The organism is Leptolyngbya sp. AN02str, from assembly GCF_050565595.1.
Taxonomy (GTDB): Bacteria; Cyanobacteriota; Cyanobacteriia; order Elainellales; family Elainellaceae; genus Kaiparowitsia.
Genome location: NZ_JBNXVR010000021.1, coordinates 60831 through 87047 on the forward strand (window position 1 = coordinate 60831; position 26217 = coordinate 87047).

General features: G+C 52.1%; 14 protein-coding genes. 7 read left to right on the plus strand and 7 right to left on the minus strand.

Annotated elements, in window-relative coordinates; all coding sequences use genetic code 11:
- Window positions 1-52 precede the first annotated feature (52 nt).
- Together ACQ4M4_RS16570 and psb34 are read left to right on the plus strand one after the other, a co-directional pair.
- A complete protein-coding gene (locus tag ACQ4M4_RS16570) occupies window positions 53-2203 on the plus strand; it encodes a sensor histidine kinase (RefSeq protein WP_430685550.1) in 2151 nt (716 codons plus the stop codon).
- Window positions 2204-2907: 704 nt separating this feature from the next.
- Window positions 2908-3252 (plus strand): photosystem II assembly protein Psb34, encoded by a 345-nt coding sequence (gene psb34, locus ACQ4M4_RS16575; protein WP_430685551.1) that lies wholly within the window; start codon window positions 2908-2910, stop codon window positions 3250-3252.
- Between the two features lie 164 nt (window positions 3253-3416).
- Here psb34 and ACQ4M4_RS16580 read toward each other — a convergent pair whose 3' ends face one another.
- Window positions 3417-4757, minus strand: a complete 1341-nt coding sequence (locus ACQ4M4_RS16580; protein ID WP_430685552.1) for an OB-fold nucleic acid binding domain-containing protein — start codon at window positions 4755-4757, stop codon at window positions 3417-3419.
- Between the two features lie 332 nt (window positions 4758-5089).
- Here ACQ4M4_RS16580 and ACQ4M4_RS16585 point away from each other — a divergent pair, with 332 nt between their 5' ends.
- The gene (locus ACQ4M4_RS16585; protein ID WP_430685553.1) at window positions 5090-5677 is read left to right on the plus strand and encodes a hypothetical protein; all 588 of its coding nucleotides are present in this window, start codon (window positions 5090-5092) and stop codon (window positions 5675-5677) included.
- Window positions 5678-5779: 102 nt separating this feature from the next.
- Here the strand turns inward: ACQ4M4_RS16585 and ACQ4M4_RS16590 are convergent, their stop codons facing one another.
- A complete protein-coding gene (locus ACQ4M4_RS16590; protein ID WP_430685554.1) occupies window positions 5780-8395 on the minus strand; it encodes a DNA polymerase III subunit alpha in 2616 nt (871 codons plus the stop codon).
- 305 nt (window positions 8396-8700) lie between these two features.
- On the opposite strand from ACQ4M4_RS16590, the gene ACQ4M4_RS16595 reads away from it, so the two are divergent.
- Window positions 8701-9522, plus strand: a complete 822-nt coding sequence (locus ACQ4M4_RS16595) for a DUF726 domain-containing protein (protein WP_430685555.1) — start codon at window positions 8701-8703, stop codon at window positions 9520-9522.
- Window positions 9523-9537: 15 nt separating this feature from the next.
- Here the strand turns inward: ACQ4M4_RS16595 and ACQ4M4_RS16600 are convergent, their stop codons facing one another.
- On the minus strand, window positions 9538-10899 hold the full coding sequence (locus tag ACQ4M4_RS16600) for a hybrid sensor histidine kinase/response regulator (protein ID WP_430685556.1): 1362 nt from the start codon (window positions 10897-10899) through the stop codon (window positions 9538-9540).
- Window positions 10896-13733 (minus strand): ATP-binding protein, encoded by a 2838-nt coding sequence (locus ACQ4M4_RS16605; RefSeq protein ID WP_430685557.1) that lies wholly within the window; start codon window positions 13731-13733, stop codon window positions 10896-10898. Before ACQ4M4_RS16605 ends, ACQ4M4_RS16600 begins: the two co-directional genes overlap by 4 nt.
- 1679 nt (window positions 13734-15412) lie before the next feature.
- Here ACQ4M4_RS16605 and ACQ4M4_RS16610 point away from each other — a divergent pair.
- A complete protein-coding gene (locus ACQ4M4_RS16610; RefSeq protein WP_430685558.1) occupies window positions 15413-16405 on the plus strand; it encodes an XDD3 family exosortase-dependent surface protein in 993 nt (330 codons plus the stop codon).
- Between the two features lie 192 nt (window positions 16406-16597).
- Here the strand turns inward: ACQ4M4_RS16610 and purM are convergent, their stop codons facing one another.
- Window positions 16598-17623, minus strand: coding sequence for a phosphoribosylformylglycinamidine cyclo-ligase (gene purM, locus ACQ4M4_RS16615; protein ID WP_430685559.1), 1026 nt, complete (start codon window positions 17621-17623; stop codon window positions 16598-16600).
- A gap of 158 nt (window positions 17624-17781) precedes the next feature.
- Between purM and recJ the strand changes: the two genes are divergently transcribed.
- Both recJ and ACQ4M4_RS16625 read left to right on the plus strand, forming a co-directional pair.
- Window positions 17782-21156 (plus strand): single-stranded-DNA-specific exonuclease RecJ, encoded by a 3375-nt coding sequence (gene recJ, locus ACQ4M4_RS16620; protein WP_430685560.1) that lies wholly within the window; start codon window positions 17782-17784, stop codon window positions 21154-21156.
- 424 nt (window positions 21157-21580) lie between these two features.
- Window positions 21581-24868, plus strand: a complete 3288-nt coding sequence (locus tag ACQ4M4_RS16625; RefSeq protein ID WP_430685561.1) for a GAF domain-containing protein — start codon at window positions 21581-21583, stop codon at window positions 24866-24868.
- Window positions 24869-24900: 32 nt separating this feature from the next.
- Here ACQ4M4_RS16625 and ACQ4M4_RS16630 read toward each other — a convergent pair whose 3' ends face one another.
- Window positions 24901-25344 (minus strand): N-acetyltransferase family protein, encoded by a 444-nt coding sequence (locus ACQ4M4_RS16630; RefSeq protein WP_430685562.1) that lies wholly within the window; start codon window positions 25342-25344, stop codon window positions 24901-24903.
- A 5-nt stretch (window positions 25345-25349) separates the two neighbouring features.
- On the minus strand, window positions 25350-26069 hold the full coding sequence (gene nth / locus ACQ4M4_RS16635; RefSeq protein ID WP_430685563.1) for an endonuclease III: 720 nt from the start codon (window positions 26067-26069) through the stop codon (window positions 25350-25352).
- Window positions 26070-26217 lie beyond the last annotated feature (148 nt).

Sequence of the window (26217 nt, forward strand, 5' to 3'; positions counted from 1 at the left end):
TCTAGACATGAAAACCCAGGTACCCCCAAAAAACAGAACCGTTCCGCTGCAAATGGTTCTTGTTTTTCCCTTTGTGCTTCAGGTTTTTGGAGCCGTTGCGCTTGTGGGTTTCTTGTCTTTTAGAAATGGGCAAAGGGCGGTCAATGAGTTGGCAGGACATCTCATTGACCGTACCAGCGAGGTGGTGAATGAGCATCTTCAGTCTTATCTTGCGATTCCTCAGAAATTGAACCAAATCAATGCAGCTGCTGTGCGAAGAGGGCTGCTGGATGTGCGCGATCGCGCAACTGTAGAGAAGTTCTTTTGGGATCAAATGCAGTCTCATGACCTGACCTATATTGGCATGGGCCTAACGACCGGGGAGGGGGTTGGGGTGGCTCGGTATGATGGCGAAACAATTACCATTGATGACTGGACTGCCAACCTGACCAATAATATAACCACCTACGCCACCGATGCTGAGGGCAATCGAACCCAGGTTGAAGCGAAGTGGTTTTATGACATGTTTAATGAACCCTGGTATACCGAACCTGTTGCGGCGGGGATGCCAATTTGGGCAAAGATTATTACGGGAAACTTCCCGACTGGCCCCTATATTTCGGCTTCGGCCAGCCGCCCTATCTATGATGCGCAGAATCAGCTCTTAGGCATGATCGCTGTTGATATTCATCTGCTAAAGCTGAGTGAATTTCTGCGAGATTTGAATGTCAGCCAGGCTGGGGAAGTGTTTATTATGAATCGCGAGGGCACGTTGATCGCGAGTTCTGGTACCGAGCAGCCCTTTAAACTTGTCGATCAGCAAGTTCAGCAATTACAGGCCGTTGATAGCCCCAATGTGCTTATTCAAACCATTGCCAAGCATATTCAAAGCAAGGGTTTGCAAGCCATTACTGATGAGGCGGACTTTGAGCTTGAAGCCCAGAAAGAACCGCACTTTGTAAATGTGACACCCTGGCGCGATGCCTATGGTTTGGACTGGCTGGTGGTGGTGAGTGTGCCGGAATCGGCGTTTATGGCGCAAATTCATGAAAACACCCGTGTCACGATCGCTCTCTGTGTGGCTGCACTGGCGATCGCCTCTGGGCTGGGTGTGTTTACCTCTCGTTGGATTATGGGGCCTATTTTGCGTCTTAATCAGGCGAGTAAAGCGATGGCCGCTGGCGATCTTAGCCAAGTAGTGGAACCTGGCACCATCCGCGAATTCAATACGTTATCGACCTCTTTTAACCATATGGTGGAGCAGCTCAATCGGTTGGTTACCGAGCTGGAACACAGTAAAGATGTGTTGGAAGACCGGGTTGAAGAGCGAACCAGTGATCTCAAAAATGCGCTAGCAGAATTGAAGCGCACCCAGGCTCAAGTTGTGCAAAGTGAAAAAATGTCGAGTTTGGGGCAATTAGTCGCGGGCGTTGCCCACGAGATTAATAACCCGGTCAACTTTATTCACGGCAACCTCAACCACGTACGCGAATCTGTTGGGGATTTGTTGGAGTTTGTGCATTTGTATCAACAACAGTATTCACAGCCCACTCCAGCAATGCAGGCTGCTGCAGACGAGATTGATCTAGAGTTTTTGCAGACTGATATTCCCAAAATGCTGGCATCCATGCAGCTAGGCACCGATCGCATTCGGCAGATTGTGCTGTCATTGCGCAACTTTTCGCGCATGGATGAGTCGGAATTCAAAGCGGTCGATATTCATGAAGGTATCGACAGTACGCTGCTGATTTTACAGCACCGCCTCAAGGCCCAACCCGACCGACCCGCCATCGAAATTGTGCGGGACTATGGTTCGCTGCCGCTGGTGGAATGCTATGCCGGACAGCTCAATCAGGTGTTTATGAATATTTTGGTGAACTCGATTGATGCGCTGGAGGAGCGAGATGCTCAGCGCTCCTATGAGGAGATTGAGGCCAATCCTAGCTGCATTACCATTCGCACATCAGTTCTTCCAAATAAGTGGATAGAAGTGGCGATCGCTGACAATGGCAGTGGCATTCCATTCGAGATTCAGCAGAATATCTTTGACCCATTCTTTACGACCAAACCGATGGGGAAAGGAACCGGGATGGGAATGTCGATCAGCTTTCAAATTGTGACTGAAAAGCACGGCGGCAAGCTGGAGTGTTTTTCAACGCCGGGAGAAGGTGCCGAGTTCCGCATCGCTATTCCCTTTCAACAGGTGCCTGTTTCATCGTTGTAGCGGTTTGTTACCTCGGTTTCGTTGATAGAGACCTTCTGCATGAATCATTGCGCAGCAAAGCTGCGCAATGATTCATGCAGAAGGTTTTACGATTGATTGGCCCATCTGGGATGAAATTGCAGGCCAGTGAAAGAACGCCTAGCCGAACGAAGCCGACGTAGCAGAAGACTGGTCATCTTTTCAATGCAGTATGTCAATGCAATATGGGTGCGAAGTAAGTCGAAGCATCCGGTTTGTACGCGACACGTATTCAGATGGGCCTTTTCCGAGGATGGCACTCACCATCAGAAAAGCCCTTGGTCAAAACGAAGGTCAATTGGATACGACCTGAACAGATTTCCTTATTCGTTTGTTTCATCCGCAAGTTGCTCAGGACTGACGCAATTGAATGATGTTTGGGGCGTTAAGCGCTCCCCAAACATCATTCAACCCCCTGGGTTTTCGGACAGAAGTGCGTAAGTCCTATGACTTCTGGATGACTAAATTGGTGATGCAGGAAGGGCGGATGGGTCGCTCGTTTTGGTGCTGACGGGTTGACGAACCATCTTTTTTGGGGGATGCGAATCTTCCAAGGGGCTGGAACTGTTGCGCAGTCAGCTTATTGCGGAGTGTAGAGAAAATAATCACTACCATAGGTGAAATTTATTTGCAAATTTTATTAACAAAGTGTTACATTATATTTACAGAAGTTCACAGAGGTCGCCATGACATACGCCGCTGACTCCAATCTTGATTTCGTATCTATCGCTCGTGAACTAGGGGCTGCTCGGGGCAACTCCTTCAAGTCTGGTTTGAGCAATGGCAGCGAATTGACTCCGACCGAAGTTCGTTCTCGGATGCGTCGAGAAGGTGACAACTTCCTCCGTCCTTTTTCTGCGGGTGGGGCAACCGTTGACCAAGAAGGGTTGTCGAATAACTATGCTGTTGAGCCCGCAATGTATTACTCGGTGTTTCCCTCGCCAGAGCAAGCTCGCCAATACGCGTTTCAGGCTGCTGTTGCTACGCTGCTGGTTGCAGGCTTGGTGCTGACGGCATTTGCGGTTAGCTAGTGCGATCGCCCTCAGCCAATTTCACTGAGGCACGCAAGCTGCAACGTCAACGTTAGGCATACCTAAACAAAGCCCCAATCCAAAAGTTTGGATTGGGGCTTTTGCTTGAGGGCGATCGCTGTGTTGAGGGCGATCGCGATATTCGTGGCAGGTGCCTCGTCACATTACGAGGTTGCCGTGAGAGCAGTCGATCGCGCACGAAATCCAGCATCGTTTAACGCGGTTACCACCGATTGGTAATCCTGAACGCGAAACTGAGCGCCTAATCGCACCATTTCTCGCCGTTGCTGATTGCTAATGATGGCAACGACTGGCACTTTACACTTATCTTCTTCTCCTCGGTGCTTTAGCAACACGGTTCGTAGTTGATGCTGATAGGTAATGTCGCTGGCAATTTGGGGTTCCAGTTCCACCATCACAAGCTGCACCTCGTCGATGGGTTCCGCATCTTCCACAATCAGCTGGGTGCGATCGTCGCGCTTATCGACCTTGCCCCACACCATCAGCCGTGCATCAGGACTGATCAGGTGGCCAATGCGCTCAAAGGTTCTGGGAAAGACCACGGCTTCGGTTTGCCCGGTCAAGTCTTCAATAGTAAGAATGGCCATGCGATCGCCCTTTTTGGTCATCACAGGTTTGACGTTTGCCAGCATCACCACCGCACTCAGCGTCACATTCTCATGTTGATCGCCCAAATCGCTCAAACTAATGGGGGCCAGGACTTTCGCTGCCTCCCGCACCGATTTTAAGGGATGATCCGACACATAAAAGCCCAATAGCTCCTTTTCTAGCTTGAGCTTTTCTTGCTTGGGAAAGTCGTCTACTGCTGGTGCTTTGGGTGCTTCTTCAAACCCGCCCAAGTCACCGCCGCCCGCCTCGGCAAACATATCAAACAAGCTACCCTGACCAATCGCTCGATCCTTGGCTCGCGATTGCGCCCAGTCCAGCACCAAATCCAGATCCGCCATCAACTGCCGTCGATTTGGCTCCAAGCAATCCATGGCCCCGCATTGGATCAACGCTTCTAGTGCTCTTCGGTTTACGGTGCGTGGATCGACTCGACTGCACAAATCGCCCAGCGACTTGAATGGCCCATCCTGCGATCGCGCTTGCAAAATATTTTCGATCGCTCCCGTGCCCACATTTCGCACCGCCGACAGCCCAAACAAAATGCTTTTTTGCAGCGGGGTAAAGTCCACCTCCGAGCGGTTAATATCCGGTGGCTCTACCTCAATGCCCATGGTGAGGCAGGTGCTCAGGTACTTTTGCACCTTTTCCTGATCGCCACTGTTGGCGGTTAGCAGCGCCGCCATGTATTCCACGGGATAGTTGGCCTTGAGGTATGCCGTTTGAAAGGTCACATACCCATAAGCCGTGGAGTGCGACTTGTTAAAGCAGTTTGAAGCGACTAGGCCACTCTCCAACACAAAGTTGTGATCTCGCGCTACACCAATGTCGTAAACGGGCTGAACCCCAAGAGACCGACGGCTAATAATTTTGACCATGGTTCATGATTCGGTGGCGAGGGCTGTATCAGTAGTCTAGCAAGTTCATTCAGAGGAACTAAACGCTAAATCTAGAAACTGTCTTGAAATTATATTGCATATGTAGCGTTGGAGTGACCAAAATTTGGGGTCTCGTCACCTTGCTGGCTACAGAGCATAGGAGGAGGATGTAGCCCCATGCGATCGCCCGTATATCCCCCAAATGTGTTGAGATTTGTCACGCTTTGGACTTCACGTCCAGAGATTGGGATTTTTAGTGATGAAGGCAAAGATCTGGCCTGTCGCAAGCGATCTCTCGCCCGTTGTTTCGTTTTTATCCTTTAGGAATGTCTATGCAATATCCTCTCGAACTGACGTTCAAGCTGTGGTCGTTTGCGCCTCAACTGTCGTTGAAAGATGTGAATGGGAATGTGCTGTTTTACGTGCGCCAAAAACTGTTCAAACTCAAGGAAGTGATCAACATTTTTGGCGATGAGCAGCGGCAGCAGTTGCGCTACACCATCAAGGCAGATCGCATTATTGATTTTTCGGCTAAATACAATTTTATGGATGCGTATGACATGCCGCTGGGTGCCGTAAAACGACGGGGTTGGCGCTCAATGTGGCGATCGCGCTATGACATCTTTGATGGCGATAATGTCGTGTTTACCATTCAGGAAGAAAATCCCTGGGTCAAGGTATTTGATTCGCTGTTTGCTGAGATTCCCATTGTTGGCATGTTCACGGGATATGTATTTAATCCGGTGTATTTGGTAACACGTCCTGAGCAAAAAGATGTGTTGATGCGTTTGGAAAAGATGCCCGCATTTCTCTCACGCATTTTTACCATTAAGCAAATGGATCAGCTGAGCGATCGCGAAGAAACCCAAATCCTCCTCAGCCTGATGATGATGATTTTGCTGGAGCGCAATCGCGGTTAAGCCCATCTCTATGAACTCGTCGAGGCATGTCATTCCATCTGCCGTATCCATGTGCACAGTCCCCGACTTGCCTCGACCTCATCATCCTTGACTTGCTGTAACTTACCTCATTGCCATCGCAGGAACCTTAACCCGCTTCAATTCCAGGTTCTTCTCAAAAATTTCGTCGATGGGGAGCATGTCGCCATCTTCGGTCATGAATTTGTGATCTTTGGTGGCGCGGAGAGTGGAGCCGTCGTCTAGCGTGTACTCAAAGACTTCTTGCAGGCCGCGCGGGTGCCACTGGGCGATCGCCTGGGTATACACAAACCCATTCGCATCCACGCTGAATACAGTGCAAGCGAGTTGGCGTTCGATTAATGAGCCAATGGCGATCGCGCCATATTCCACCGTGAGGATTTTGGTGTCGTAGCTCAGGCAATACTCCGCAAACTTCACCATTTGGTCGAACAGATCAGCGGCAATTTTCTTCTGCACGCCGTTCTTTTCTGCGCCTTCGGTGAAGATGCTCTGGTGCTTCTCCATCTCCTCTTTCTTCTTTTTACCCATGGCGCGGCGCAATAGGTCGGCCTGTCCCAGCGAGTAACCGCCCATATCCTGCGCAATTTTCATGATCTGTTCCTGGTAGACCATGATGCCGTAGGTTTCGTTGAGGATGGAGGTGAGCAATTCATGCTCGTACTTGATTTCTTCGCGCCCGTGCTTCCGGTTGATGAATTTTGGGATCAGCCCGGCATCCAGGGGTCCCGGTCGGTACAGGGCCAGCACCGAGGAAATATCTTCCAGTCCAGAGGGCTTCAGATCGCGTACAATCTGCCGCATTCCCGACGATTCCAACTGAAAGATACCTTCCAACTCGCCGCGCGCCAAAAGCTGATATGCAGCAGGATCATCCAGCGGCAGCGTATCCAGGTCGATTTTGATGCCGTGGGTCTTTTCCACCAGATCCACCGTTTTTTGGATCATGGTCAGGTTCTTCAGACCCAAAAAGTCCATCTTCAGCAGGCCCAGCAGTTCAATGTCTTCCATGGGGTACTGCGTTGTCGTGCCGCCTTCTTTGCTCCGTTCCAGGGGCACCACTTCGTCCAAGGGTTCTGCCGAGATCACCACACCCGCCGCATGTACGCCCGTGGATTTGTTGGTGCCTTCGATCCGCATGGCCATGTCGATCCAGCGGCGATAGGTCACTGGCGGATCAGTATTGGGGATAGGTGCATCGCTCTCATACTTGTCTCGAAATTCTGGCGCGGGCGACTCCTCCGAAATCATGACCTTGAGCTTGGTCGGCTTGCCCCGCACCACGGGGATCATTTTGGCCATCTTGTCGGATTCGTTGTAGGGAATATCCAACACGCGGGCCACGTCCTTCAGCACGGCTTTGGAGGTCATGCGGTTGTAGGTGATGATTTGGGCGACGCGATCGGTGCCGTACTTTTCGGTTACGTATTCGATCACTTCGCCCCGGCGCTCAATGCAAAAGTCCGTGTCAATATCGGGCATGGACTTGCGTTCAGGGTTGAGGAATCGCTCAAACAGCAAGCCGTGATGTACGGGATCGATATTGGTGATGCCGAGGGCATAGGCCACCAACGAGCCCGCTGCCGATCCTCGTCCGGGGCCAACGGGAATGCCGCGATCGCGCGCAAACTTGATGTAGTCCCACACCACCAAAAAGTAGCCGTCGAAGCCCATGCGGTGCATCATTTGCAGCTCATAGTCGAGGCGATCGCGGTAGGTGGCATCAATCTCGTCATAGGTTGGCACACCCAGCCGTTTGACCAACCCCTCGCGGGTGGTGTGCTCCAGGTAGTCTGAGGCGGTGTAGCCTTCGGGTACAGGATAGTTGGGAATACGCGGCTCGCCCAAAACGGTGTAGGGCTCAATTTTTTCAGCCACTTCCAGGGTGGTGGCGATCGCCTCTTCCACCACATCCTCTGTCAGGTGATCGCGAAACAGGCGGCGCATCTCGTCCACAGACTTGAGATACTCGGTGCCGCTGTAGCGCAGGCGCTTGTCCTCGCTGATGAGCTTCCCGGTTTGAATGCACAGCAGCGCGTCGTGAGCCTCCACATCGTTGCAGGAAATGTAGTGAGAGTCGTTGGTGCAGAGCAGGCGGATATCTAGCTCGCGGGCAATCCGCACGATCTCCACATTCACAATGCGGTCTTCGGGCGAGCCGTGGTCTTGTAGTTCCAGGTAGTAGTCGTCACCAAACAGATCCTTGTACCATTGCGCCACCTTACGTGCCACATCGGGCCGCCCCTGCATAATGGCCTGGGGCACCTCGCCGCCTAAGCACGCACTGGTGACGATGAGCCCCTCGTGGTACTGCTCCAGCAAATCTTTATTGATACAGGGCCGGGAAAAGATGCCCTTGCCCTGCACACCCTGAAGGTGCGAGATGGTGGTGAGTTTGACGAGGTTGCGGTAGCCCTGATTGTTCTTGGCCAGCACCACCTGGTGATACTTGGGGCGACGCTCTTGCTTGGTGATGTCGCCGTTGATCACGTACATTTCGTTGCCAATGATGGGCTTGACAGCGTCGCCACGCTTTTTGCACACCTTCAGCAGCTCGATCGCACCGTACATGACGCCGTGGTCGGTGAGGGCGATCGCGGGCATGCCTAGCTCAATGGCCCGATCCACCAGTTGGTCTAGCTGACTGGCTCCGTCGAGCAGGCTGTAATCGCTATGAATATGCAAGCCAACGAAAGACATAACTCAAACCACCATCAGGGCTGAGCTTAAGATTAGCACTATCACTAGGATTTTCAGCACATTTTGTATGTCATGAACCCTAGATATGGATGTGGGGCGATCGCCTCCTCTCAAACTTGTTTGGAATGGCTAATGCTCTTCCTCCAATATAAATATTTTTTCTGTTTTTAGTTCTTTTGTACTGATTTTGTTGGGATGGTCTAATTGAGGCATTGAGAGATTTTAGTGTCTTGTTCAATGAGGGAAACCTGAGTTAAGGCTCGTCCGACCACTCAAGTTCTGTTTATAAGTTTTGGGGGCATGTCGTGGAAAAGATTTCGAGAATTATTTATGTGCATGGTTTTGGCGGATATAAGCCAGCGGCTCCGTTCAGTTCTCAATTGAGTGATTTTATTAAACGGAAGCAACTAAGATTTGATGTGGACGCGTTCCAGTGGAACGCACGTCCCATAGTTCTCCAGACAGTAATTCATGATTTCCTAGAGTCTCAAGCAGCAGCAAAAGAAGCAGGAAGGCTTCTTCTTGAAGAAATCGCTCAATTGGAGACACGTCAAACTAACTATTACCTCATTGGATTTAGCTTGGGTGCATCAGTCATACGATATGCACTTGAACAGCAAGATAAATCTCTTAAACATATACGGGGAATCTACTTCCTTGGTGCTGCTTTTGACCATGATGTGATTCTCAACCAAGAAGTTATCCCTTCAGATATACGCTGTTACAACTATTTCTCTCGAAATAATGATGTGACTATTAAGTCTTATCGTAATGCCTCAGGAGAATATGCTGCTGGGGCGGCAGGGCTAACAAGAGCAAGACGGTTTGAGAATTACTCAACACATTGCTCACATAGCATGATTAACAGCTATGCTGTGTTGGCAGAACCTATAAGCTATTTAATTGCATGGGATGATCAACAATATTTGGCTGGCTCACCAAATTTAAATCTTGCAATACAGACTATGGAAGGTAAAGTGCACTGGAATGAAATATGTAAGCATAACGCACACTTGATTCAACAAAATTCATACACTAAGCATTTGAGAGCAATAAATACTGAAGGAAAACGCATAGCTTGGGGCAAGAATCTGCATACGATTTTTCATGCAATCTCACCTATCTAACCAATTACATTTAGGCTAATCTTTTACGGTTAAACCTTCAGATTTTGAAGGTAAGACCATTGGCGATCGCACCGGAATTTCCACCACAAATTCAGTGCCTTGACCCGGTTCGGAGTAGCAGTAGAGTTTGCCGTGGTGTTTTTCGGTGACGATTTGGTAGCTAATGGAGAGGCCGAGTCCGGTGCCTTTGCCCACGGGTTTGGTGGTGAAGAAGGGATCAAACAAGTGCGATCGCACCTCTTTTGCAATACCCGGTCCATTATCTGCAATATGAACACGCACCCATTCTTCATCGAGTGTCTCCGTCCATATCCGAATTGTTCCGGGATAGAGTTGGCTGTGTTCGTTCACCTGATGTTGATAGTGTTCTTCCAACGCATCCAATGCATTACTCAAAATATTCATAAAGACTTGGTTGAGCTGTCCTGGATAGCATTCCACCAGGGGTAAATCGCCATAGTCCTTAATCACCTGCACACCTGGCTGCTTGGGCGTAGACTTGAGGCGATGCCCCAAAATCATCAGCGTACTATCTAGCCCTTCGTGAATATTGAAGGGAATTTGGGTTGCGGTGTCGGTACGGGAAAACGCTCGTAAGCTGGTACTAATATTGCAAATGCGATTGACTCCCTCTTTCATAGATGCAAGGAGCTTGGGCAAATCTTCGCGAATATAGTCCAGGTCAATCGTCTCAATTCGGTTAGCTAGCTCCTCATCTGGGTTGGGTAGCCTGTTTTGGTATAGCTCGATCAGCCCAAATAAGTCCTGCACATAGTAGATCGCAGGCTGCAAATTGCCCGAAATGAATACCACCGGGTTATTAATTTCGTGGGCAACTCCCGCCACCATTTGCCCCAGGGTCGACATTTTTTCGCTTTGGACCAAGTGCAACTGCGATTCTTTGAGTTGGGCTAGCGTCGTTGACAGCTCTGCTGTTCGTTGGGCAACCTGCTGTTCTAGGGTTTGGTTGAGCTGCTGCAACTCTTGCTGCAGGCTTTGTAGGCGAATGTGCACATTCACCCGCGCCAGCACTTCATCCTGTTGCAGCGGCTTGGTCACGTAGTCGATCGCCCCCAGCGAAAAGCCCTTCACCTTATCGGCAGTATCGGATAACGCCGTCATAAACATGACGGGAATATTCTGGGTGCTGGGTTCGGCCTTGATGCGGCGACAGGTCTCGAATCCGTCGATACCCGGCATCATCACATCCAGCAGAATGAGATTCGGCAGGATCACCTTTAGCTTGTTGAGGGCGCTTTCGCCCGATTGGGCTACCAGTACCCGAAAGCCTGCCGCGCTCAGCACATCGTACAAAACGCGCACGTTGGTGGCATTGTCGTCCACAACCAAAATGGTACGCGGCGTAGTTGGGTTCATGACTCGGCCTCGACATAGGGTCTAATCAACTTAACGATCGCCTGCTCATTCATGTCTTGGGCAAGCTGCATGATTTTGTTGGCAAAGGGGTGGTAGTCGGCATGAAGCTGCTGTAAGCGTTGGCTTTCTTGCTCGACCAGTCGAATGTCGCCCATTTGTACAGCGGTGTATAGCGCAGCGAGCTCTTTGGGTGGGGGTACAACCCAGTCCTCCTGTGTTGTGTTGGCTTTGGGTGGGGTGGGGGCTGCTTTGGGTGCACCATCTTCGTGAACCCAGATGAGTTGCAAATGCTGCTCCAATTGTTCAAACAATTCCTCGGACTGCACAGGCTTGGGCAAAAAGTCTGTACAGCCTGCCTCCTGGCTTTGCTGCCGATCAAATTTGAAGACGCTAGCCGAGGAGGCAATGATGGGTGTGGTTTGAAATTGGGGAATGGATCTGAGTTGACGCACCATGGTGTAACCATCCATGAGTGGCATCGCCAAGTCGGTAACGATGAGGTCGGGCTGGTGGGCGATCGCCCGATCAACGCCCTCCTCTCCGTTGCTGGCCTCAATCAGGTCAAAGCCCAACGGTTGCAGCAGGTTCACCAACACCGAGCGGTTTTCCCATCGATCATCCACCACCAATACCGAGCGGCGATCGCCCTCATAGCCCACAATGCTGTGAGTAGACGTATGGGTATTCGGTTCTAACCAGCCCACAGCACAAGGCAAGTCCACATCAATCCAAAACGTGCTGCCTTGACCGGGCACACTTTCTACGTGAATGTGGCTGCCCATCATATTGGCAATATTTTGGCTGATGGCCAGTCCTAGCCCGGTGCCTTCCACCATGCGCTGTTTGTCGCCTACCTGCTCAAAGGGGGTGAAAATGCTGGCAATTTGCGTGGCGTTCATCCCAACGCCAGTATCCTGCACCTGAAAGCGCACCCGCGAAATCGCGGCGTGGTTGGTGCTGTCGGTGTCAGAGGTTGGGTGCCCTTTGGATGAGGGTTTCTGGGCAAAATCAGCAGGCATTATCGGAGATTTGCCGCGACTATCTAGCAATACGCCAACGCTAAAGGTAACGCTGCCCTGATCGGTAAATTTGATGGCGTTGCCCAGCAAATTGATCAGCACTTGGCGCAGGCGCTTTTCATCGGCATGAACTGCAACGGGAAGCTTGTTGAGCACTTGATAATTGAAGCTGATATCCTTTTGCTCGGCCTTGACGCGGCACAGATCGACGATGCCTTGCAGCAGCGAATCCAGGTAAAAATCTTGAGGGAATAATTCCAATCGGCGAGCTTCAATTTTGGAAAGATCCAAAATATCGTTGATCAGGGTGAGTAAGTGGGAGCCACACTGGTGAATGATATCGAGGCCATCCTTTTGGCGGGGATTGAGCGTTTTGTCACGCAGCAAAATTTGGGCATAGCCCAAAATGCCATTGAGCGGCGTGCGCAGCTCGTGGCTCATATTGGCTAAAAATTCGCTCTTGGCTTTGTTGGCGGTGTCGGCGGCTTCTTTAGCATCCTTCAGTTCTGTGGTGCGCTGCTCAACACGGGTTTCGAGATCTTGAAACGCATTTTTGAGCTGATGCGCCATTTGGTTGAAGGCTTGGCTCAATACCTTAAGTTCGCGAATGCCTTGGGCTTCCACGGTTTGGTCGAGCTGTCCCTGGGCGATCGCCCGTGATGCCTGACTCAGGTCCATAATGGGACGGCTAATCCATCGGGCCAACAGGACACTGACCAAACTGGCGATCGCCAATGCCGTCAGACACAGCAGCACCGTATTGCGCGTATTGGCATGAATCTGCTCCATAAAGTCAGATTCCGGCACAGCGACCACAATCAGCCAGTTAATGCCATTACCAAACGAGAGCGGCGTGACCTGCAAAAACTGGCGCTTGCCATCGAGTTGAAACTCAAGCTGCTGAGCTGTCGTAATGCCCTCTAACTCGCCAAAGCGCTGTTGGAGATGCGAGGCTGCGGCGCGAATGAGGGGATGGTCGCTATCGGTGGCCTGCAACCGTTCAACCTTGTCTTCCAAAACGGTAAAGGGATCGGCTCCATCCGAGGTGCCCACCAGCGCACCCGATCGCTCCATAATGAACATTTGCCCAGTTTCGCTCAGCTCCAGCCCATCCAAATATTGGCTAATTTGCCGCAGGTTAAAGATCACCCCCGATACCGCTTGTAGGGTGCGATCGCCATCGTAAATGGGACGCGCTACGTTCATGGCCAGGGTTTTGTCTGCCGAGCGGCTAACCGAGGTGTATATCGGACTCCAGGCGGCTCCCTGTGCTTCAACCGCCGCAGTGTACCAGGGACGAGTTCGGCCATCAACGGGATTGTCGCCCAGCGCCGAGTTCACAATTTGTTTTTGCAAGTTGACTTCGTTGCTGAGCCATTTTTGCTCCGTCGAGGCGTTGGCATATTCGATGAAGTAGATGGATTGGTCGCCTTTGTTGCGTCGCTGCACGGCGGAAAAGTCGCCGATGGTGTTGGCAAAACCAAAGCCGCTTACCTCGTCAATATTCTTCAAAAAATCCCAGTGAATGGTCTCGGGCGATCGCACGTTTTGTAGCTCTGCCCCTTCACGCAACAGGGCGGCGATCGCCAGTCGGTTGGCAGTATCTGCCGTCTGCAAATTGTGGCGAACTTCGCTGTCAATTCGGTTGGTAATTTCGGTACGGAGCTGTCTTGCGACATCATTCACAGCCCGTTGCCCATTGCGAATGGAGAGCCACCCAGTTAACCCAACCGCAACCGCAACTTGCACAATAAACGGAATGGTGAGAACAGACCGAAGAGGAAGCCCCCTAGATTGGGATGGTGATGAATTCATGAATGCTATCTGGCTAATCGATGATGGGTGTTGAGTCGTAAACCGTAAGCGATGAGCATGGTGTAACGAATGCAGGGACCGCTTGAGCACGAGAGAACAACAGGCTCGAAGACTTGCCTGTACTGGGGAGTTAAAGCTGGATGCCAGTTGTTTGTAAATCGAAGCTTATTGATTGCCCATGCCTAGATTGGCGAAAAAAGCAGATTGAAGTTGGATACGTTAAAAATTTAGTAGCTTTGGCTGATTGACACTAGAATTTGATCGTTATTTGCAGTGTTCCCGCTGATCGGAAGGAGCTAACAATTTCAATGAAAAATTGCTGACAACAGCGTTACAAATTTTTATTAGATATGAGGCGCGAAAAATAGTTTGATCGCCCAAACAAAACATGTATAGAGCTTTACATGCGATCGCGATAAATATTTACCACAAACGAAAAATTACGATTCCATTCTGTTGTGCGAGCTTTCTAAGATGGAATGAATTGTTTTCAGTTGCGGTGTCGTATGCAAGGGTGCATCTGCCTGAAGCTTGCTAGGTCTCAGCAATTTGGCGCATAGGCTTTGTTAAGTTCGGTAGATTCCCGTTGGGTGAGCTGCTGTTGCGATCGCTGACCTTAGCCGTTCATTACCGTCCATTACCCTGCTTTCACCCATTCAAGTTTGCTCAGCCAACCACGACAGGACTTATGCAATTGAATGATGGTTGGAGCAACAAGCGTTCCAACTATGATTCAATCCCCTGGTTTTTCGGATGACGTGCGTAAATCCTACACGAGTTTGACAGTGCGTCTTTTGACGGGACAGCCCAAGCTGGTGCAAGCTAGTCACTACAGCAGAGCAGTCTCCATGGTCTGTCTCTCGGTTTTAGGATAGTTCAATATTTTGACCCCCCAACTGGAGCCTGCAGATAAGTCGGCTCCAGTTTTTGTTCAGCTTGTGGTTGTTTGCAGCGATCGCAGTTCCAATGCACAAAGCATCGGTTCGGATGGATTTCACCGCTGCAACGTTTGCAAAAACTCTTGATAGATTTCTGTGTGCAGTCCGTTGAAATTTTCCATTGTGGAACGTGTTAAATATCCGCTGTGTTGTCCTGTATGGGGATTTTCAATGTAGCTGTAAATAAACGTTTCAGGTTCTGGATTTTCGCTCCATGTTATGTTGAATGCCGCCAAGTTCGGTCAAGAATTAGAGGGCGATCGCGTAGGATTACTTAACCTTCACATGCTTCTTCTAGTGAAGCGATCCGCCGCTTCTGCTGCAATTTCTCCTAAGAAGAAAGTCTACAAACTATAGACCTGACACTGCTGAAGCTTGAGCGAGTTTCTAGCTAGGTTCGTGCAATTACTGACCAGGCTACGTAGTTTTAGTTGTGGCATCTACTAAGACGAGAGCCAAGTTTGTTTGAGAACGTCCAAGCTGCTTGCAGCATCAGGCTTGTATTCACTTAAAGATAGATAAAACCCACTCCGTACTCCTCAAAAAAATACGGAGTTTTACCCTGCGGTTTGGGTCTTTTTTTTTACGGATTCTTTGACGTTATCAATCGAGTCGCCTCTATTGACTTCATCGATGCAGTGCCAAAATTACTTTGTCAGGGAATTTCCATATAGCAGTGCAGTGGCATCTTCGTAATAGCTGCACTGCGCGTTAATAAAGTCATTCAGGAGATTCAAGTACATGCAGAAGCGCGGACTCAAGGTATTGGCTAGCGCGTTGATGGGTTTGGGCTGTTTAGTGGTCGGTGCAGGAGAGGCCCAAGCCGCTAAGATCGGCGGTTGGACGTATTCGATCGACTCGTTTAACGATGGAACTGGCACCATTTTGAATTCACGAAACCAGCACCAGGGGGTTGTGGGTTCAAGCAGCGCCTACGAGTTTTATGGAATGGCATATAAGGAAACGAGCAATCGGTTAATTTTTGCGATTAACTCTAACTTGGCGCTCGGCGGCGAAACCCATCACAAGTCAGTTGAAAATGGCAAGATTAGCTATGGAGATTTGCTCCTCAACTTTGTCAACCAGAACAGTTTGAGTGCTGCAAATGGTTCGCTGTACGGGGTTCGGTTCGACGATCAAAACGATACGCGAAAAGTTCAGTACACCGAAACTGAAACCTACGAGGTCTACAACAAAAAGACCAAGAAGATGGAAACAAAAACTCGGACCGTCACCAAAACTCGCAGTGACGTGGGAGTTTACGGCAATGTAACAACAACCAGCGTCACGAGCAAAAATGATGGACATAAATCTGTAGAAGCTCACACGAAGTCTGTGAGTGACTTAAAGGGCTCAGCCTCCTATGGCCACCTCGCAGCCGATACAACCTATTTCAATCAAAAAGGTGCTGCCCAAACAACGATCGCCAAGGGTTCTTTACTGGGTGGAGTATCGCTGTTGTCGAGTAGTGATCTTTCTGCTCAACATGGTCTTAACTTTGGGCAGTTTGGTACTCAAGGCGCGCATACCTTTGGTATTGCTATTGATAAGTCACTGTTGCCCAAGACGGGTACCTTTTTGGCCAGCTTGTTTGCGGAGTGCGGCAACGATGGCATCGTGCTGAAGGGAGAAGTTCAGAGTGTGCCAGAACCCACAACGGTTGCTGGCACGCTCATGGCGGGTGCCGTGCTTGCGCGTCGTTTGAAGCGTCGTCAGAAAAAAGCAACCGCGTAGAGTTTTCTAAACGTCAGTTTCGGTTAAGGTCTTTTCTGAGGTTCGCGTATCGCGCGAACCTCAGAAAAGCTTATCCATAACTCAGGTTTTCTAACGGTTCAGGCTGTCCTATGTAAAGGCTAGGTCTGGGGTTTGCGTGTTTGAGCTTGCCCGACCTAGCCTTTTTGTTCGTTTGCGAAAGCATGTAGCCTATTACAGATCCAGGATTAAGCTGCGATCGCCCGTGACAACTTCCCCAATCGTCCAGGCTTCCAGTTCTTGTTGCTGGAAAAACGTGGAGATTGGATTGACCTGATCTGGTGGCACCAACACTACAAAGCCAACCCCCATATTGAAGGTGTTGAACATTTCGGCCCGTTCCACGTTGCCGGTTTTGGCTAACCACTCAAAGACGGGTGGTGTGGCCCAGGTGTTGGCATCCACGCGAATGGATTGATCAGGGGCGAGGCATCGGGGCAGGTTTTCGGGAAGACCGCCGCCTGTAATGTGGGCCATACCGTGAATGGGCAAGTTGGCCTTGAGTGCCGCCACAATTGCCTTCACATAAATTTGGGTGGGCGTGAGTAGCACTTCTCCCAGGGATTTTCCAGCAAACTCCGGCAGGGTTGAGTCTAATGCGGTGCCGCTGATCTCTACGATTTTGCGCACAAGGCTGTAACCGTTGCTGTGGATGCCGCTGCTGGGCAGGGCGATCGCCACATCTCCCACCTGCACCTGCGATCCGTCCAAGATTTGGCTCTTTTCGGCAATACCGACGCAAAAGCCCGCCAGGTCATACTCACCAGGCTGGTAGAATCCCGGCATTTCTGCGGTTTCGCCACCCAGCAGCGCACAGCCCGCCTGTCGGCAACCCTCGGCGATGCCTTCCACCACCTGCGCCAGTTGCTCCTGATTCAGCTTGCCCGTCGCCAAATAATCCAGGAAAAATAAGGGCTCTGCACCACAGGTGAGCACATCGTTCACGCACATGGCCACCAAGTCAATGCCTACCGTGTCGTGGCGATCGCATTGATGGGCTAGCTTCAGCTTGGTGCCCACGCCATCTGTGCCCGATACCAACACCGGCTCCTGGTAACCACTGGGAATTTGGAACAGGCCACCAAAACCGCCAATGCCGCCCAACACTCCCGGACGGCGCGTGCTCTCTACGGAATCGCGAATCCGCTGCACAAATGCCCGTCCCGCTTCTACATCCACCCCAGCCTCGCGATAATCCATCCTGCCCTCGTTCGGTAAGCCTTGCACGTGCAGCCTGTATTTTATCCCGGTAGTGGCAACGCACGACGCTGCGATCTCCAGCGAAAACGTCGTCCAAAATGGAAGCCGTCATCTATGATTTATCTACGGTTCTGCACAGCACGTGAGTCGCTGAATTCGTGGTGGATTCCTCTGTTTCTCCGCAATTTAATACGCAGCGGTTGCCGCGTCAGCGCTGGCAGATTGCCTCGGCATTGGGCGATCGCGCCTTTCGCTTGGCTGACCGGGTGGGCCTGCATCCCCTGTTGGCGCAAGTGCTGCTCAATCGTGGAATTGAAACGCCCCAACAAGCCGCAATTTTTTTAGACCCAGAATTACAAGAGCTGCCGTCTGCCCTGGAAGAATTTCCTGATTTGGCGATCGCCCTGGAGCAGTTGCAGGAGGCGATTGAGCAAGGGTGGGGCATTGCCATTTGCGGTGACTACGACGCCGATGGCATGACCAGTACCGCTCTACTGCTGCGGGCACTACGAGCCTTGGATGCCCAGGTGGACTACGCCATTCCCAGCCGTATGCAAGAGGGCTATGGCATTAACCGCCGCATTGTAGAAGAGTTCTACAACGAGGGAGTGCGGCTGATTCTGACGGTGGATAACGGTATCGCCGCCTACGAACCCATTGCCTATGCGCGGGAGCTGGGCATGGTCGTCATCGTCACCGACCACCACGACATTCCGCCGATGCTGCCTCCGGCCAACGCCATCCTCAACCCCAAGCTGATTCGGGAAGATTCCCCCTTTCGCGGGGTGGCGGGGGTGGGTGTGGCCTACATTTTGGCGGTGTACCTGGCCCAGTGCTTCAACAAAAATGCCGAGCTAACCAACTCGCTGCTGGAGCTGTTCACGCTGGGCACCATTGCCGACCTGGCTCCCCTCACCGGAGTGAATCGCCGCTGGGTGCGGCGGGGTTTGGCGCTGCTGCCCAAGTCCAAGTTGGCGGGCGTGCAGGCATTAATTCAGGTGGCGGGGCTGAGCAATGAGCAAAACACGCTCAAGCCAGAGGCGATCGGCTTTCGTTTGGGTCCGCGCATCAACGCCGTTGGGCGCATTGGCAACCCGCAACTTGTGATTGACATGCTGACGACGGATGATCCCGGCATTGCGCTAGAGCGGGCGATGCAGTGCGAAGAGGTGAACCAACTGCGGCAGCGCATGTGCGAGCTGATTGAGCAGGAGGCGATCGCCTATTGCGAAGCGATGCAGTTTGATTTGCCGAGCGATCGCGTGTTGGTGGTGGTGCAACCCAACTGGCACCATGGCGTGATCGGTATTGTGGCATCGCGATTGGTGGAGCGCTACGGCGTGCCCGTGTTCATTGGCACCTACGAGGACGAGGCGCAAACCCACGTGCGGGGGTCGGCGCGGGGCATTCCCGAGTTCAACGTGTTTGATGGGCTGCAGTGCTGTGCCGATATTTTGGAAAAGTTTGGCGGGCACCGGGCGGCGGGCGGTTTTTCTCTGCAAGCGGAATACCTGGATGAGATGCGATCGCGCCTGCGTATTTTTGCCAACATGCACCTGCAACCGCAGCATCTCAAACCATTGGTAACGATTGATGCCCAGGCCAACCTAGAGGATTTGAATCTGGAGTTGTACGCCCAAATCGATCGTCTGCATCCCTGCGGCATTGAAAACGGCGATCCCGTTTTTTGGACGCCAAATGTCCGTGTGGTGGAGCAGCAAACCATTGGCCAAAATCGTGCCCATCTCAAGCTCACCGTGGCTCAGGCTCAGGATGGTTCCGACAGTATGAAGGCGATCGCCTGGCGCTGGGGAGAGTACTGTCCTCTGCCGAGCCGGGTGGATATTGCCTACAAGCTGCGGCTTAACGAGTGGAACGGAGTGCGCTCTGTTGAGTTGGAACTGGTGGGCGTGCGCTTGCCCCATGGCGAAGAACCTGTGGTGGCGGCATTGCGCGAAGATGTGGAGGATGGCGATCGCTTGATGCCGCCAGAGTCTGCCGAACGTTCGTCTCCATTTCCGCCCGAGGGGGTTCCCTTTACCTTTAGCAAACGCCGCTACCACTGCACCATTCTGATGCTCGATGGCGTGCGCGAACTGCACATTCGCAATGCCGAAGGCGGCGTACTCGTGATTCAGCCGAAGCAGCGGGTGGGTCGGTTGCTGCGGCAGTCTTCCGATGTACAGCTTGTAGAGTTGTCCCATCCCTTCTATGCCGACCTCATGCAGGCGGCCCTGAATGCCCTACAGGTGGCCGAAAAAGACGATCTCCTCAAAAAAAAAGATCGAATCATCGCTGAAAAAAACGCTGAGATCCAGGCACTGACCCAACAGCTCGAAGCCCTCATGCAGCAGACAGCCCAGGTGTCGCAGTCTGCGCCTGTAGAGGCCGCCGCTCAGTCTTCCCATCAGCAACCCCATGAGCCGCCTGGTGAGCTGGCAGAAGATGCGATCGCCCAGACTGTGCCGCTGGGCCAGCCTTTTCCGGTTGCGGTGTCATCCCCATCTGAAAACTTGGCGATCGCCCCTTCTGCTGCTATCGAAGATCCCGCTGTTGGGGTTCCCCCTGCCGATCGCTCAGACGATTCTCCAGCCCAGCCCGAGCCCGTGGCAGAGGTATCGGTTTCACCACCATCAGATCTGTTGGTCAACAAAGCGATAGAGACCAGCTCAGTAGAACCTAGTGCAGCAGAAACCAGTTCAGCCGCAACTAGTTCAGCCGCAACTAGTTCAGCAGAGACTCGCTCAGACGAGACTAGTTCACCAGAGATCATGCCAGCGCCACCAGCAGAACTCGCTGCTCTGAATGTGGAGCCGCTGCCGCCAATCACGCCGGTACCCGTCGTATCGACCCCGGTAGAGCCTCCTCCAGAACCCGACGCCCTCCAGCAAATTCTCAAAACTCACCTTGGCAGCTCCGTCTGGTTTTGCCTGGATGAGCGTAGCCAAAAAGCTCTGGTGCGATCGCAACTGCTTTTTCATCGGCATGAGCAAACGGGTGCCCAAGACTATTCTGAGGCGGGCGATCGCCTGTGTGCGGTTGTCTCGCGAGAAGTGGTGCAGCCCTTCTTTTCCGCATTGTACGAAGAGGCCGTTCGCCAAAATCGAGCAACCGTTGGCATGGTTTCGCTCGAACCCAAAAAACGCTACACCTTTGATCTGGTGGCACCGCTGGTTGCCAATCAGTGGGAAACTTTTCGAGAGAGTGCCCTCCAGCAGCCTGCCCAACCGCCCAATGCCATCCTGTACTGGACTGTGACACCTGCACAGCTCATCCCTGCGGGCGATCGCGAATTTCTTCGTCAATTTTTGCAAACGTGGGAACATCCACTCGGAGAATGGTTTCTCGAAGACCTGGAAGCCTCTGCCTCGGTCATCGATCAGGCTCATAAGTTGCATCACATCGTGACCGATCCCGAAATTCCCTTGGTGCGCTGGCAGTTTGACCTGCTGCGATCGCTCGTTGTGGGTGACGACCTCGAGCACGGCATGTTGCAAGAAATTTACGCCCCACGCCAAATGGCTAAAGGCTAGTTTCAAAATCGCGTTACTCTAAGGCCATTACTCCGTTGCTCCTGAGCTATTGATTTTGAGTGATTTGCTGCACGCATCAAGCCACTCATCGGTCAATCCTGGGGTAATCCGATTCACCTGTTCCCAGCCTTAATACAGATAGGACTGACGCATGTCATCCGAAAAACCAGGAGATTGACTGATATTTGGGTCGCTCAGTGCCCCAAACATCAGTCAACTGCCTCAGTCCTGACTGAAACCCCTAGTGCGAGTTTCAAAACTCGCTGAAAGGGCTGTATTATCGTACTTTTCTCGCCTAAACAACAACGATTAGACCAGATATTGCCTCTTCCTGGTACTCCCTTTGCTCCCTCTGCGATCTAACCTCATGCCTTGGGCATTCTGAGGATGGACTCAACTGCCTCTACTAAACCCTTGTGTTTCGATGTCTGCAACCTTTCCCGACGATGACGCTGTACGGTTTGACGTGCTTCGGCAGTATCACATTTTGGATACAGAGCCAGAGGCGGCGTTTGACGATCTAGCGGGAATGGCAGCACAAATTTGCCAGGTTCCTGTTGCTCTCATTGTTTTTTATCGGGGCGATGGGCACGGAACATCAGGTCATGCCCATCGCTTTTGGCTCAAGTCGCTCACGGGCTGGAATGGTGAGCCCGACATGCTGGATGATCTGGCCTTGTTTGACCACACCATGAGTCAACCGGAAGGCTTGGTGGTGCCCGATACGCGAGCTGACGTGCGATTTGCCGATGACCCTGTGGTTGCAACCGAGCCTCGCATTCGCTTTTATGCTGGGGTGCGAATTGTGAGTCCGGGTGGGGTGCCCTTGGGGGTGCTGGCTGTGATGGACTGGTTGCCGCGCTTGCTCACGTCGAAGCAACTGTCGGGGTTGCAGGCTCTAAGCCGCCAAATCATTACTCACCTGGAATTGCAGCGTCGCACCAGTGCGCTCACCGAGGCCATTTCCAAGCATCATCATCTAGAAGCTGACAAGAAGTTATTTTTTAACCTCTCCTCCGAGCTGCGCTGCATTTTGGGCTACGACGGCTACTTTAAGCGGCTAAACCCTGGTTGGCGCAAGATTTTGGGCTATACGGCTGCCGAGCTGATGGCCAAGCCTTTTATCGATTGTGTGCATCCCGATGATCGTGACAAAACGTTGGCCAAGGTGCAACGGGTCATTGCGGGAAGCGATCGCGTCACGGTAGAAAATCGATATCGCAGCCGCAAGGGGGCCTACCATCGGGTGGCATGGCAAATTTCTCAAATGCCAGGACGACAAACAATCTATGCAGTCGGCACCAACCAGGGAGAAGAGCAACCCGAAGCCTCGAGGCAAATTCGGCACCAGCCTATAGAGCCCCACGAACAGGGGAGTATTGCCAATGCGCTGGTTTTTGCGCTGAACCAGCATTCCATTATTGCCATTACCGATCGTGAGGGACGCATTACCTACGCCAACGATAAATTTTGCGAAATTTCCTGGTATACCCGCGATGAGTTGATTGGCCAAGACCATCGCATCATCAACTCCGGCTATCACCCCAAAGAGTTTTTTCAGGACTTGTGGCAAACGATCGCCTCGGGGCATGTGTGGCGAGGCGAAATTTGTAATCGGGCCAAAAATAACATTTTGTACTGGGTTGATACGACGATTGTGCCTGTGCTGGATGCTCAAGGTAGGCCAGAACAGTATGTGGCGATTCGCAGCGACATTACCGAACGCAAGTTTGCAGAACAAGAGCTCAAGACGCGATCGCACCTCGCCGAGTTGGGAGCCGAGGTGGGCGCGATTTTGTCGGCTGGGGGCACCATCAACGACATTTTGAGCCAATGTACTGCCCAGTTGGTGCGCTATTTGGAATTGCCCTTTGCTCGCATTTGGACCCTAAATCCTGAAAGCCACCTGCTCGAACTGAAAGCCAGCGCCGGAAATCACAGTTCGCCCAAGGAGTTTCATAATTTGATTCCGGTTGGCATTTCCATCATTGGGTTTATTGCTCAAACTCGAAAGCCCTATCACAGCGTCGATGTGTCGAACGATGTGTGCATCGGAGCGAAGGAGTGGGTGGATCAAGAAAATCTGCGATCGTTTGTGGGCTATCCGCTCATTGTGGAGGATCGGCTGATTGGCGTGCTGGCCATTTTTGGGCGGCAGTCGTTGCCTCAGTCCATCCGCAACACCATTGGCTGGTTGGCCAACAGCATTGCGGTGGCAATTGATCGCACCTGGGCCCGCGAGGAACTGATGAGCCGCCGTGAAGCGCTGCTGTTTCGATTGGCGAGCCAGATCCGCGATTCGCTGAACCTGGATGCCATTTTGGAAACGACCGTGACCGAGATTCGCTCCCTGCTGCAAATCGATCGCTGCCATTTTCTCTGGTGCTGGACGAACGATGTGGAAAGCAATCTGGTGGTGACGCATGAAGCCTATAACGAAGGGCTGGATAGCTTGTTGGGTGAGTATCCGGCCAGTGTTGCTTCGGTGTTAGCCCGCTATATCCTCGATTTGCGCATGTTGCGTGTGGAGAATATTCACGATGGCGCGATCGCTGAAGCTGAGGCCGATGTGCCCGATGCGTTGAATCAGCGTGGTGCGATCGCCCAGTTGATGATGCCGCTAGAGACGCGATCGGGCCGTTTGGGGGCGATTGTGTGCAGCCATAGTGCCGAGCGGATCTGGACTGAGAGCGAAATGGATTTGCTGCGGGCGGTGGTGGATCAGGTGGCGATCGCCATTGACCAGGCCGAGCTGTATGCCAAAACCCGAGCCGCTGCCGTAGCCGCTGAGGCCCAAGCCACCCAACTGAGCGAAGCGCTCAAGCATCTACGAGAAACTCAAACTCAGCTGATCCAAACCGAAAAAATGTCGAGCCTGGGGCAAATGGTGGCCGGGATCGCCCACGAAATCAATAATCCTGTCAACTTCATCAATGGCAACTTGGTTCACGCTAACAACTACACCAAAGATCTGCTGTACCTGCTAAAGCTCTACCAGCAGCACTATCCCAAGCCTTTACCCCCTCTTGAGGAGGCGCTGCAAGATATCGACATTGAGTTCATTAGCGATGACCTGCCGAAGCTCATGTCGTCCATGAAGATTGGGGCGGATCGCATTCGGCAAATTGTGCTGTCGCTCCGCAACTTTTCGCGTTTGGATGAGGCGGAAAAGAAGCCCGTCAATATTCACGATGGCATCGACAGTACGCTGCTGATTTTGCAAAACCGGATTAAGGCTTCTCCCGATGGGGCTAGTGTCGATATTGTGAAGCAATACGGCGAACTGCCTCCGGTGGATTGCTACGCTGGGCAGCTCAACCAAGTGTTTATGAATATTTTGTCGAACGCGCTGGATGCGGTGGAGTCTCACACGTTGCCCCGCATCATCATCATTAGCACGGCCTTTTTCCCCGATGAGTCGGCAACTGCCATTCACCATGAAGCCGATGGGATACCTCCCCAAGGCATTGCCGAAGTTCGCATTCAAGACAATGGCCCTGGCATGTCTCCCGAAACGCGCGATCGCCTGTTTGATCCTTTCTTTACCACCAAGCCTGTGGGCAAGGGGACGGGCTTGGGTATGTCGATTACCTACCAAATTGTGGTGCAAAAGCACGGTGGCACCCTGGAATGCCACTCGGATCTGGGCAAGGGAACGGAGTTTATTGTGCGCATTCCCACCACGGCTAGGGAAACGCCCATTGCGCCCTAGTCGCTCACTCCAGAGGTTGGGTTAGGTACGGGTTATCCGAGTGGCAGCACGTAATGATAAAACGCCTCGTCTTTTCGGTAACCCAACGATTCGTACAGCGACTGGGCCAAAACATTTGAGATTTGAGTTGCTAGCACGATGCGAATGGCATGGGTGTCTTTGGCATAGGCTTCTGCGGCCTGGAGGAGCTGCTTGGCGATGCCCTGATTGCGAGAACTGGGCTCCACAAACAGGTCATTCAAGATCCAAATGCGCTGCATGGCAACGGAGGAAAAGCTGGGGTAAAGCTGCGTAAACCCAACGAGGCGATCGCCATCCTGCGCAACCAATATGACGGAATCACCGTGCTGCAACCGCGCTTGGAGAAAAGCATGAGCCGCATTCAGATTTGAAGCCGCGCCATAAAACACCCGATATTGGTCGAATAAACTGGCAACGGCTCTTAAATGGTCAATCTGAGCCTGAACAATCTTCATCGGCACTAACGAGTTGGGTCTGCTTCTGCTAACGGTACCGTATTTGCAGGAGCGTCCAAGGGCTCGATACTGGGTTTGACGGTTGCGGAGGGGCAGAGGTCGGCTAGCATGCAGCGATCGCACAAGGGTTTGCGCGCATTGCACACCGCCCGTCCGTGGTAAATCAACCGAATCGACCAGTTTTCCCAATCGGGTTGAGGCAACAACTTCATCAAGTCCCGCTCAATCTTGACGGGTTCGGTCTCTTTGGTCAAACCCAAACGGCCACTCAGCCGTTTCACGTGGGTATCCACCGTCACTCCAGCGTTAATGCCAAAGGCATGAGCCAGCACCACGTTTCCGGTTTTACGGGCTACTCCAGGTAGGGTCAGCAAGTCGTCCATACGCGGTGGCACCTCACCGCCAAACTCTGTCACAATTTTGCGGCAGGCTGCCTGAATATTCTTGGCCTTGTTGCGGTAGAAGCCCGTGGACTTTACTAGCGCTTCAATTTCCTCTAAATCGGCGCTGGCCATGGCGGGTGCATCGGGAAATCGACGAAACAGCTCTGGCGTCACCAGATTCACCCGTTCATCGGTGCATTGAGCCGACAGAATGGTGGCAATTAAGAGCTGAACTGGTGTTTCATAATCCAACGAGCACGTGGCGTCGGGATATTCCTGCTTTAACCGCGCCAGTATTTCAAGCGCGCGCTGCTTTTTGGTAACCCGCTTACGAGGAGGCATAGTGGGGGAGTCGGGAATGGGGGAGGAGATAGGGGCTAGGATTTAGGGGCTTGGGAAAAGAGGGGCTTGGGAAAAGAGGGGCGATCGCAGGACGAGTTAGCGGAGGAGCCTGCAACTTTTTGCCGAAACTGCTTTTTGCCAAAACCGC

What these genes read in the sequence shown, in the direction of transcription:
- ACQ4M4_RS16570 (WP_430685550.1), top strand. Translation starts at nt 53, where the DNA reads ATGGTTCTTGTTTTTCCCTTTGTGCTTCAGGTTTTTGGAGCCGTTGCG.
- psb34 (WP_430685551.1), top strand. Translation starts at nt 2,908, where the DNA reads ATGACATACGCCGCTGACTCCAATCTTGATTTCGTATCTATCGCTCGT.
- ACQ4M4_RS16580 (WP_430685552.1), bottom strand. Translation starts at nt 4,757, where the DNA reads ATGGTCAAAATTATTAGCCGTCGGTCTCTTGGGGTTCAGCCCGTTTAC.
- ACQ4M4_RS16585 (WP_430685553.1), top strand. Translation starts at nt 5,090, where the DNA reads ATGCAATATCCTCTCGAACTGACGTTCAAGCTGTGGTCGTTTGCGCCT.
- ACQ4M4_RS16590 (WP_430685554.1), bottom strand. Translation starts at nt 8,395, where the DNA reads ATGTCTTTCGTTGGCTTGCATATTCATAGCGATTACAGCCTGCTCGAC.
- ACQ4M4_RS16600 (WP_430685556.1), bottom strand. Translation starts at nt 10,899, where the DNA reads ATGAACCCAACTACGCCGCGTACCATTTTGGTTGTGGACGACAATGCC.
- ACQ4M4_RS16605 (WP_430685557.1), bottom strand. Translation starts at nt 13,733, where the DNA reads ATGAATTCATCACCATCCCAATCTAGGGGGCTTCCTCTTCGGTCTGTT.
- ACQ4M4_RS16610 (WP_430685558.1), top strand. Translation starts at nt 15,413, where the DNA reads ATGCAGAAGCGCGGACTCAAGGTATTGGCTAGCGCGTTGATGGGTTTG.
- purM (WP_430685559.1), bottom strand. Translation starts at nt 17,623, where the DNA reads ATGGATTATCGCGAGGCTGGGGTGGATGTAGAAGCGGGACGGGCATTT.
- ACQ4M4_RS16625 (WP_430685561.1), top strand. Translation starts at nt 21,581, where the DNA reads ATGTCTGCAACCTTTCCCGACGATGACGCTGTACGGTTTGACGTGCTT.
- ACQ4M4_RS16630 (WP_430685562.1), bottom strand. Translation starts at nt 25,344, where the DNA reads ATGAAGATTGTTCAGGCTCAGATTGACCATTTAAGAGCCGTTGCCAGT.
- nth (WP_430685563.1), bottom strand. Translation starts at nt 26,069, where the DNA reads ATGCCTCCTCGTAAGCGGGTTACCAAAAAGCAGCGCGCGCTTGAAATA.